This window comes from Marinobacter zhejiangensis (assembly GCF_900114775.1).
In the GTDB taxonomy this organism is placed as follows: Bacteria; Pseudomonadota; Gammaproteobacteria; order Pseudomonadales; family Oleiphilaceae; genus Marinobacter; species Marinobacter zhejiangensis.
The window spans coordinates 629,992-641,018 of the sequence record NZ_FOUE01000003.1 but is presented as its reverse complement, the minus strand read 5'-3'; the positions used below and the strand labels follow the sequence as shown (position 1 = coordinate 641,018).

The window sequence follows — 11,027 nt, the reverse complement described above, 5'->3', positions numbered from 1 at the left end:
AAGACAAAACTCAATGTTCGACGAGTCACTGTCTTGGTATTTCATGTCCGAAATACCTCAGCCAGCGCCCACACGAATTACTTAGTTAACTTTTTAAAGAGCGTTTGAGCCGTTGCTCAATCAAGGCCGCGTATTCTACAGTGAACCGCTACCTTGTCAACCGTTTATTTTCAGTCGTTTTCGTGACCCGAAAACTGCCGAAACCAACCGGCTTCCTCGTTCAAGGAGGCGCGCATTCTACAGCAACCCGACCCCTTGTCAACCGCTGATTTTGAAGATTTCGAAAACTCAAAATTCTCAATACTTTCAGCCAGTTGCATTTCGATTTCCAACCCACCTCAGCGGCTTGTCCCTCGAAAGTGGTGCGCATTCTACAGACCTCAGCGAGGCTGTCAACGGGAGTTTCAAACTAATTTAAAAAAAGCCTGAAAACGCGTTACAGATGCACATCTATAGCAGCAGACGAACGGCACGCCTTTTCACGAGCCTGCTCTATACTCTCTCCTTTCGCCAGCGCCACCCCCATCCGACGGCGACCCTGCAATTCTGGCTTCCCAAACAACCTAAGTTGAACATCGGGTTCCGCAAGCGCTTTTTCAAGCCCCGAGTAACTCGGCGCGCCAGACTCCCCCTGCGGCAAAATCACAGAAGACGCCGAAGGCCCCAGCTGACGGATAGCGGGAACCGGCAAACCGAGAATGGCTCGCGCATGAAGTGCAAATTCAGAAAGATCCTGAGAAACAAGCGTAACCAGGCCAGTATCATGAGGGCGCGGCGACACTTCAGAGAAATAGACCTCGTCACCTTTAATAAACAGTTCCACCCCGTAAACACCATACCCACCGAGGTTCTCAGTAACCGCGGCAGCTATTTCACGAGAACGAGCCAGTGCTTTCTCACTCATGGGCTGAGGCTGCCACGACTCTCGGTAGTCGCCATCTTCCTGGTGGTGTCCAATAGGGTCACAAAAACTTGTACCACCCGCATGCTGCACAGTCAGCAAGGTAATTTCGTAATCAAAATCAACAAAACCCTCAACAATGACACGCCCCTTTCCTGCCCGCCCGCCGGTCTGGGCATACGCCCAGGCAGGTTCAATATCCTGCTCGGTGCGAACAGTGCTTTGCCCCTTCCCCGAGGAACTCATCACCGGCTTAACCACTAAAGGCAGACCAATTTCCTGAACCGCCTCACGGAACGCCTCCTCAGAATCCGCGAACCGGTAGGGGGACGTCGGCACCCCCAGCTCTTCAGCCGCAAGGCGGCGAATGCCTTCGCGATTCATGGTCAGGTTTACCGCACGGGCCGTGGGTACAATTCGGCAACCTTCCTCTTCCAGTTTTACCAACTCTGGAGTCGCAATCGCCTCAATTTCAGGTACAACCAGATTCGGGCGCTCCAATTCGATGACTTTCCGCAGCGCTTCTGCATCGAGCATATCGATAACGTGACTTCGATGGGCGACCTGCATGGCCGGGGCGCCGGCATAACGATCAACCGCAATAACCTCTACGCCAAGGCGCTGAAGCTCGATGACAACCTCTTTACCCAGTTCACCGGAACCACACAACAATACCCGATAGGCACCGTCCTTCAGAGGAGTTCCAAGGCTGAGCGCTGCATCATTTGTCACGTTATCGTCTCCAAAAAATCTGATTTACCAGTTCATCTGTCGCGTTGGGAAGTTCAAAGCAACGCATGTCGTTCCCGCTCTGCCACCCGCTCGAGCACCTCTCGACGCTCGTGATCGTTCATCTGGGTCCAGCGAAGTATCTCATCACCACTGCGGTGGCAACCGATACAGATATCATCGGCATCCAACGCACACACGCTTACACAAGGTGAGCGTACTTTTTCCGCAACCGACATATCAACACTCCACCCGTTTCAAACCAGTCAGGTAGCGTTCCGCATTCTGCACATAATGAGCGGCACTGAGTTCCAGCATCTTCCTGTGCTCGTCACTGAGCTCCTTTTTGATTTTACCGGGCGAGCCAATCACCATGGAGCCATCGGGAACCACCATCCCTTCCGGGATCAAGGTGTTGGCGCCAATCAGGCAGTGCTTTCCAATCTTGGCACCGTTCAGCACCACCGCATTAATACCAATCAGGGAGTAGTCACCCACCTCACAGCCATGCAGCATGGCCTTGTGGCCGACCGTAACCCCTCGCCCCAATGTGAGCGGAACACCGGAATCGGTATGCAACACGGAACCATCCTGAACGTTGGTTTCCGGCCCAATGACGATCAGGTCGTTGTCACCCCGAATCACCACGTTAAACCAGACACTGCACTGAGCCTCGAGTACAACACTCCCGACAACCGTCGCGTTTTCAGCAATAAACTGCCCCGTCCCACGCAATTCTGGAATACGACCAGGCAACTCATACAACATAGATATTCTCCTCAGACGGCAGGCGGTTCCAACAAATCAATGCCGGCATCGTACACAGCATTGAGAAAATCGACCAGCACCACAGCCGACAACCCCCAGATCTGGTAGCGGTCCCAGCGATAGCACGGCACGTGGTAGACATGATTCATAAACGTGATGGCATCGGTCCTTTCACGCTGATCAGCCAGAAAAAAATCGATAGGCACTTTGAAAATGCTGTCAATCTCACCGGGATTTGCCAACAGCCTCACCTCATCCGGGATCAACCCTACGTATGGTGTTACAAGAATCCCATGACGAGACATGACCTGGCTAAGCGGGGCGATAATCTCAACCACTTCCGGCTGCAGACCTATCTCCTCATGACTTTCCCTCAACGCCGTATCAGCCAGCGAGCGATCCCCCACATCACGCTTCCCACCAGGAAAAGCCACCTGGCCGCTATGAGTAGAGAGATTCGATGACCGCAGCGTCAGTACGATTTCCGGGTTACCCGGTGAGTTGGTTACCGGCAACAGAATCCCGGCTTCCGGATAATCCAACGCCAATTGGCGGGGTGCGTAGTCCGCCAATTGGCGGGTCAAAAGGTCACGCAAGGCACATCTCCAACAAACAACACCGGATAGGGTGAGACAGATCCGGGCGAGCCAGATAAACTGGAATCCACAGTAAAAAGTATACGAGGAATTCAATGAAATACTGCAGCAGTTGCGGCCACTCGGTAGAACACAAAATTCCCGAGGGAGACAATCGGCATCGGTACGTCTGCCCGAACTGCGAGACCATACACTACCAGAATCCACGGATCGTTGCGGGAACCGTCCCGGTCTGGGACGGAAAGATTCTACTCTGCCGTAGAGCGATTGAGCCCCGCTATGGCTACTGGACGCTTCCCGCAGGTTTTATGGAAAACTCTGAAACAACCAACGAGGCCGCCGCCAGGGAAACCTGGGAAGAAGCGTTGGCGGAAGTAAATATTGAAGGGCTTTATACCGTCATCCATGTCCCGCACATCGACCAGGTACACATGTTCTATCGCGCTACGCTGAAGAATGGATCGTACGGTGCCGGCGAAGAGTCCCTTGAAAGCCAGCTATTCAGTATCGACGAGATTCCGTGGGATGAAATTTCATTCCCAACCGTAAGGCAGACGCTGGAATACTTTATCGCCGACCGGGAGCAGGATCATTTCCCACTGCACGTCAGCGATATCCGCTTTCAGCCCACCCGAAAAGCCGGTTAAGTACCTTAAAACTCTTCTAGCCTGAACACCTCGTAAGCGGGCTCCTCGTAAGGGTGCGCGGCCTTAAGCGCATCCAGGGCCCGGCGAATCAAGGCATCCGAACAGACCAGCTCAACTTTGTATTCGTCGACCAGCTGAACCTCACCCCGCTCACCTATAAACGGCTGACTGCCGTCTAAGGGCCGAAACTGGCCTTGTCCAAGGCATTGCCAGGCACAAGCGTCGTAATCACCAATCTTACCGGCCCCCACCTCAAACAGAGCTCGCTTGGTTTGCTCCAAATGGCTCTCAGGAACGAAATAGCACAACTTATACACAATCCTATCTCCACAATCAGAGGCATTCAGAGGCCAACAGCCTGAACATTTTTTGCTCAGATTAATCAGTTAGAAACTTACCCACAGTTTCTGTGGATAACTCTGGGGATACTTTTTGAGAATCCCCCCCAAGCCCCCACCATTACTGAGCTTTAGACAAATTGGCGACAATTTCGCCGTCTAATTATAATCGTTAATTATCAATAGGTTATGATTGCACGACAAAAAATAGCCTAAAGAATGAAGAGTTGTTCATCGCTCGTACAACTGAGCACCGTAAGTGTGCATAAAAAGGAATAGTCAAGAGAAAATTCCACGTATATTTCACTTCGTGACTCGGATTATTGACAAAAAAGCTCCCATTATTCGACGAACCAGTGGCAAAGCATCCTTAGTCAGCCACGATGATACAGGTGGTAACGCAGCTCGTTACCCCACGCCACAAAAAAACCGGTCATGGGCTGCTCCAATCTGAAGCAGCCCATGACCGGTTTTAGTTCACCCGTTGAGGGTTAGTCAAACCACCGACGAGCATTGCGGAACATCCGCATCCAAGGCGCGTCTTCCAACCACTCCTGAGGCCCCCAGGAGTATTGCGCGGCGCGGAACACCCGCTCGGGGTGAGGCATCATAATGGTCACCCGGCCATCGGCGTTGGTGACACCGGTAATGCCAGCCTGCGAGCCATTCGGGTTGAACGGATAGCGCTCAGTCGCCTGGCCACGGTTATCAACGTAGCGAAGGGCCACCTGTCCTGACTCCGTCAACTGCGCGGCGGAACCGCCGGCACCAAACTCAACCCGACCTTCGCCATGCGCGACCGCGATGGGCATCCGGGACCCGGCCATTCCTTCAAGGAACGCCGACTTGGAAGGCATTACCTCAGCCATCACCAGGCGAGCTTCAAACTGCTCGGACTGATTACGGACAAAGCGGGGCCAGCCTTCGCTGCCCGGAATCAACTCATGGAGGTTCGACAGCATCTGACAACCGTTACACACTCCCAGAGCCAGGGTGTCGTTCCGGCGGAAGAATTCAGCAAACTGATCCCGGACACGCTCGTTGAACAGAATGGATTTCGCCCAACCTTCGCCAGCTCCCAATACGTCACCGTAGGAGAAGCCGCCACAGGCTACAAATGCGCTGAAGCCTTCCAAGCTAACTCGACCTGACAGCATGTCGCTCATGTGCACGTCAACGGACTCAAAGCCGGCGCGATCAAATGCCGCCGCCATTTCGACCTGCCCATTAACGCCCTGCTCCCGCAGTACCGCAACTCGTGGGCGAACACCTTTGGCAATGTAAGGCGCAGCGACGTCATCGTTCAGGTCAAAGGTGAGCGCCGCATTCAGGCCCGGGTCCTCGACATCAAGAATGTTATCGAACTCCTCCTGAGCGCATTCAGCATTGTCGCGCAGCGATTGCACCTGGTAACTGGTCTCGGACCACAGGCGCTGGAGTTCGGAGCGAGCTTCATCAACGATGTCTTCGCCACCGAAGGAGAAACGCACACGGTCTTCATCATTGAGCGTACCAATCACAGACGTGTGCTCGCCCAATCCGGCGCCGGAGAACTGCTGCAATACAAACTCGGTGTCTTCACGGCGAACCTGGATAACCGCACCCAGTTCTTCGTTAAACATTTCCCGGGCAAACTGGCTCGGAAGTTCGGCCAGACCGTCCAGCTTGATGTCGATGCCGGTATGGCCGGCAAACGCCATCTCGACCAGGGTGACAAACATGCCGCCATCAGACCGATCGTGGTACGACAGCAGTTTTCCGTCACCGTTCAGCCCCTGAATCACAGCGAAAAATGCCTTGATGTCCTCAGGGTCATCCAGGTCTGGCGCAACAGCACCAACTTGACGGTATACCTGAGCAAGTGCGGATCCACCAAGGCGGTTCTGGCCGGCAGCGAGGTCGACCAGGATCAGGTCTGTTTCGCCAGCGTCAGTGCGCAGCTCAGGCGTCAGGGTCTTGCGAACGTCCGTTACTGGAGAGAAACCACTGATAACGAGAGACAGCGGCGCAGTCACGCTCTTCTGCTCGCCATTATCCTCTTCCCAAACGGTCTTCATGGACATGGAGTCTTTGCCCACCGGGATGGTAATGCCCAGCTGCGGACACAGCTCCATACCGACCGCTTTCACGGTTTCATAAAGATTTTCATCTTCGCCGGGGTGGCCGGCTGCGGCCATCCAGTTGGCAGAGAGGCGGATGTTGGACAGCTTTTCAATGGATGCCGCTGCGAGGTTGGTAATCACCTCACCCACCGCCATACGACCAGAGGCCGGCGCATCGATGGTAGCCACCGGTGTCCGCTCGCCCATGGCCATCGCCTCACCGGTATGGACATCAAACGAGGTGGCGGTCACGGCCACATCACTCACCGGCACCTGCCACGGTCCAACCATCTGATCCCGGGCAACCAGACCGGTGATGGTACGGTCGCCAATGGTGATCAGGAAGCTCTTGCTACCAACCGATGGCAAACGCAGAACCCGCCGGATCGCGTCGTTCAGGTCGATCTGAGAACTATCAAAGATCGGCTTGGTGAAAGACGAACGTGCAACGCTGCGATGCATCTTCGGCGGCTTGCCAAACAGCACGTCCATCGGCAGATCGACGGCACTGTCATTGAAGTAGGAGTCCGCCAGTTCGAGGTGCATTTCCTCGGTGGCTTCGCCGATGACCGCATAAGGGCAACGCTCACGGCGGCAAATCTCGTCAAAGCGCTCCAGGTTCTCCGGCGCGACCGCCATAACGTAGCGTTCCTGGGACTCGTTACACCAGATTTCCAGCGGTGACATGCCGGGTTCGTCGTTGGGAATGTCCCGCAACTCGAACTTACCACCTCGACCACCATCCTTGACGAGTTCAGGCATGGCGTTTGACAGACCACCGGCCCCTACGTCGTGGATGAAACAAATCGGGTTGCTGTTACCCATCTGCCAGCAGCGGTCGATCACTTCCTGGCAGCGGCGCTCCATTTCTGGGTTATCACGCTGTACAGACGCAAAATCCAGGTTTTCATGGCTGGACCCAGAATCCATGGACGACGCAGCGCCGCCCCCCAGGCCGATCAACATGGACGGGCCGCCCAGCACGATCAGCTTGGCTCCGACGGGAATGCTGCCCTTTTCAACATGCTCGGGGCGAATGTTCCCCAAACCGCCAGCAATCATGATCGGTTTGTGGTATCCCCGCACCTCATCACCAGCCGGTCCGGCTACGCTTTCTTCGAACGTCCGGAAATAGCCCGCCAGGTTGGGACGACCAAATTCGTTGTTGAATGCAGCACCACCAATCGGCCCCTCAATCATGATGTCGAGGGCAGAGGCAATCCGCTCAGGCTTACCATAGCCACCTTCCCAGGGCTGCTCATCCCCCGGAATATTGAGGTTGGACACGGTAAAGCCAGTCAGGCCGGCTTTTGGCTTGGAACCACGGCCGGTTGCGCCCTCATCACGGATTTCTCCGCCGGAGCCCGTCGCCGAGCCGGCAAATGGCGAAATGGCCGTCGGGTGGTTATGGGTCTCAACCTTCATGAGGATATGAATATCTTCCTCATTATATTCGTAGACCCCGGTTTCCGGGTTCGGGAAGAACCGCCCACCTCGACTGCCTTCAATTACAGACGCGTTATCTTTGTACGCCGAGAGCACACCTTCGCTGTTCATCTCGAAAGTGTTACGAATCATCGCAAACAACGATTTTTCCTGGGCTTCACCATCAATATCCCAGGACGCATTGAAAATCTTGTGGCGGCAATGCTCGGAGTTCGCCTGGGCAAACATCATCAACTCGACGTCAGTCGGGTCTCGTTCGAGGCCCTGGAACGCGCTGACCAGGTAATCAATCTCATCGTCGGCCAAGGCCAGACCAAGGGTATGATTGGCCTCTTCCAGCGCCTTACGGCCACCGGACAGAATGGCCACGGCATTCAGCGGTCTTGGCTCTTCCCGGTTGAACAACAACTCGGCACCGCCCGTCTCGTGGAAAACTTTCTGGGTCATCCGGTCATGAAGCAACGCGGCAATCTGCTCGCGACGGTCCAACCCAAGTTTCTCGGACGCCGTCACATAGTACGCAGTACCCCGCTCAATGCGACGAATCTGCTTCAGACCGCAATTGCGGGCAATATCCGTGGCCTTACTGGACCATGGTGATAAGGTACCCGGGCGGGGAACGACCAGGAAGAGGATGCCTTCAGGCTGTTCTGCCGGCACACTGGGGCCGTAGGTGAGCAATCGGTCAAGGACCTGTTGCTCCGTCGGCGACAGGGCGTCGTCCATATCGCAAAAGTGCATGAACTCAGCGTAAACATGCTCCACCTCTGGCGCGATGGCCTGAATTTGGGCAAGCAGTTTCTGAGAACGGAAAGGCGAGAGCGCAGGAGCGCCGCGAAGTTCCAGCATGGTCTAAACCTGTATCACGCTAATCTGGGAATCAGGAACGTCCTGGTTGGCAAACGTCACCGGGACCGCTTTGATCTGAACGGGCGCAATGATACTGGAAAGCGACGTGGGGATACAGAGACGAAACTCCGACTAACACCCCAAACGACCTGTGGATTTCCACCAGTCCGGCCCCGCACTAGCAAAATGGCCTATAGACCCGTTGGACCGATCTCCCGATTATGGTTCCGCCCAACAAAAATGAGCTATACCTGTAACAAGGGCTATACAGACAGGTAATTGTGGTCAGGGAAGCCACAGAACTAACTGTTTAAGGAATATACAGTTGACATAGTTTTGCATAGTTTTCGAACAGCAAGATTGACCTGGCTCACGGACTTGCGAGATCATTTCGGTGGACATGGACAGTTTACCCCGCGTTCTTCTAGAGCTCACTCGACAAGCCAAGCTTTTGTAAAAAAAGGAAAAAGCGATTCAGACTGGCGTGTTGAACCCTCGGAAATGCCGTACGGGAGACTAAGGATTTGGCGATGATGACTCTTATGCCACAACTGAAACACTTCCGAACAGGTGCTTGCTTGCTGGCAATCGCCAGCGTTGTTGCGTTGGCCAGCGGTTGCTCCAGACCTTCTACACTTGAAGAGATCCGCTCCGAGGGTGTGCTTCATGTTATCACCCGTAACGCTCCGTCAATCTATTACGAAGACAGGGACGGCCCGACCGGGTTCGAATATGAGCTCGCCAAACGATTTGCCGATTCACTTGGCGTAGAGTTAAGGGTACGGGTTGCCGACGACAATACTGAGATCTTGTCGGTTCTTGACCGTAATTATGCCCATATTGGTTTGGCAGGACTGACCGATAGCCCGGACTACACCGACCGTTTCCGTGCCGTTCCCATCGGCCTGAAGTCCCAGTCCGTTGTCATCTACAACCGTGACCTGCCCAAACCACAAAGCATTGGCGATCTGGTCGATACCCCTATTCATGTGATTGCCAACAGCAACCATGCCCGGTACCTCAACGAGCTTAAGGCGGACTATCCAGATTTAACCTGGCAACAGCACCCTGAACTGGATGCCGCGGGCCTGCTGGAACGCATCGAATCCGGCGAGCTCCAGCTAGCCATTGTTGCCTCGAACGAACTGGCCATCAATCACGTATTCTTCCCTGCTGTGAAAGAAGCCTTCACCCTGAATGAGCCGGAAAGTCTGGCTTGGCTTCTGCCTGCCGAACAGGACGCATCGCTCTACGAGGCTGCACAGGGATTTTTCAGCGTACTCGAAACCGATGGCACCCTCGCCCAGCTCAAGGAGCGTTATTACGGGCACCTGGACCGCCTGAACTATGTCGGCGCACGCACGTTTGTTCACCACGTCCGCAACCGCCTGCCCCGTTATGAAAGCCTGTTCCGTGACTATGCCCAGGAAAACGAACTGGACTGGCGCCTGCTGGCAGCGATTGGATACCAGGAATCCCACTGGCGCCCCAATGCAGTGTCGCCGACAGGTGTTCGCGGCATGATGATGCTGACCAGGAACACCGCAGACTACGTCGGTATCGACAACCGTCTTGACCCAGAACAGAGCGTTGACGGCGGTGCCCGTTATTTCAGCATGGTGTACGACCGGATTCCCGAGCGCATTCAGGAGCCGGACCGTACCTGGTTTGCGCTGGCATCCTATAACGTCGGTTTTGGTCACCTGGAAGACGCCCGCAAACTCACAGAGGCCGCCGGCAGGAACCCGGACCGCTGGATGGACGTAAAGGAATTCCTGCCGCTGCTGGCTCAAAAGGAATGGTACTCAAAAACCCGTTTCGGCTACGCCCGCGGCCATGAGCCAGTCATCTACGTGCAGAATATCCGCCGCTATTACGACGTTCTGGCGTGGATGAAAGACCCAGCCCAGGCCACTGAACAGGTGGCCAGCCAAGACCTTCCCGCGCTCACCGACGACCCGTTGGCCGAGCAGACACTGGCTACCGAGGAACGAGCATCGCTACCCCGGGATCTAGGCATGACGCCTCCAACCCTGTAACTCGGTAACCCTGGAAGCAGTTTGGGGGTGCCCTTGGGCTCCCTGAAGTTATTCGCTCTCTCTACTTTGCAACAGTGCCTGTTCAACCTGATCCGCGCTGAATCCCCGCTGACTCAGGAAGCGGGCCTGCTTTGCCCGCGCAGGCCAGTCTTCGCTCAGATCACTCAACCCGTACTTTCGGGCTCTCATGGCCAGGGCCATCTCCAGCCATTGGCTTTCAGGTATTTCAGAAAGGCTCTCCGGAATAAAGCGAATTCCTTTTTGTTGCAATTCCGCCCGAATTCTCAGGGGGCCGTAACCCTGATCAACCCGACTTCGAGTATAGACCTCGGCAAACCGCTCATCGCTTAACCAGCCCTCAGACTCAAACTCGTCCAGTACCGACTCAATAACGGGTGACTCCAGCTTTCGCTGCCGAAGCTTAAGTGTCAGCTCAAAGCGACTGTGCTCTCGCCTGGCAAGCAATCGCAATGCCGCCGACTTCGCTCGATGTTCCGGATCTTCGTTGTGACGTTCTCTTACCAATTGACTCTTCCCGCTGGTGCCATCCAAACGCTAGACTATGCTCCCTCAAGGCGAAGCCGGTTGAACCTGCGCTTTGCCCAACCTCTG

At 55.0% G+C, this 11,027-nt stretch carries 9 protein-coding genes; 2 read left to right on the top strand and 7 right to left on the bottom strand.

Annotated elements, in window-relative coordinates; all coding sequences use genetic code 11:
* Positions 1–436 precede the first annotated feature (436 nt).
* Genes purT through BMZ67_RS12810 form a run of 4 tightly spaced genes read right to left on the bottom strand, consistent with a single transcriptional unit; the run spans position 437 to position 2,994 of the window.
* Positions 437–1,633 (bottom strand): formate-dependent phosphoribosylglycinamide formyltransferase, encoded by a 1,197-nt coding sequence (purT, locus tag BMZ67_RS12825; protein ID WP_092023206.1) that lies wholly within the window; start codon positions 1,631–1,633, stop codon positions 437–439.
* A gap of 53 nt (positions 1,634–1,686) precedes the next feature.
* Positions 1,687–1,869: a DUF1289 domain-containing protein gene (locus BMZ67_RS12820; protein WP_092023204.1), complete on the bottom strand. Its 183-nt coding sequence runs from the start codon at positions 1,867–1,869 to the stop codon at positions 1,687–1,689.
* 1 nt (position 1,870) lies between these two features.
* Entirely contained in the window at positions 1,871–2,398 is a 528-nt protein-coding gene (locus BMZ67_RS12815) for a gamma carbonic anhydrase family protein (protein WP_092023202.1), read from the bottom strand.
* Between the two features lie 11 nt (positions 2,399–2,409).
* The gene (locus BMZ67_RS12810) at positions 2,410–2,994 is read right to left on the bottom strand and encodes an NUDIX hydrolase (protein WP_092023200.1); all 585 of its coding nucleotides are present in this window, start codon (positions 2,992–2,994) and stop codon (positions 2,410–2,412) included.
* Positions 2,995–3,089: 95 nt separating this feature from the next.
* Here BMZ67_RS12810 and BMZ67_RS12805 point away from each other — a divergent pair, with 95 nt between their 5' ends.
* Positions 3,090–3,641: an NUDIX hydrolase gene (locus BMZ67_RS12805; protein ID WP_092023198.1), complete on the top strand. Its 552-nt coding sequence runs from the start codon at positions 3,090–3,092 to the stop codon at positions 3,639–3,641.
* 5 nt (positions 3,642–3,646) lie between these two features.
* Here the strand turns inward: BMZ67_RS12805 and BMZ67_RS12800 are convergent, their stop codons facing one another.
* Positions 3,647–3,958, bottom strand: coding sequence for a YqfO family protein (locus BMZ67_RS12800; protein WP_092023196.1), 312 nt, complete (start codon positions 3,956–3,958; stop codon positions 3,647–3,649).
* Positions 3,959–4,470: 512 nt separating this feature from the next.
* Positions 4,471–8,376 (bottom strand): phosphoribosylformylglycinamidine synthase, encoded by a 3,906-nt coding sequence (gene purL, locus BMZ67_RS12795; RefSeq protein WP_092023194.1) that lies wholly within the window; start codon positions 8,374–8,376, stop codon positions 4,471–4,473.
* Positions 8,377–8,906: 530 nt separating this feature from the next.
* Here purL and mltF point away from each other — a divergent pair.
* On the top strand, positions 8,907–10,415 hold the full coding sequence (gene mltF / locus BMZ67_RS12790) for a membrane-bound lytic murein transglycosylase MltF (RefSeq protein WP_092023192.1): 1,509 nt from the start codon (positions 8,907–8,909) through the stop codon (positions 10,413–10,415).
* Between the two features lie 48 nt (positions 10,416–10,463).
* Here mltF and BMZ67_RS12785 read toward each other — a convergent pair whose 3' ends face one another.
* Positions 10,464–10,940 (bottom strand): regulatory protein RecX, encoded by a 477-nt coding sequence (locus BMZ67_RS12785; protein WP_092023297.1) that lies wholly within the window; start codon positions 10,938–10,940, stop codon positions 10,464–10,466.
* Positions 10,941–11,027 lie beyond the last annotated feature (87 nt).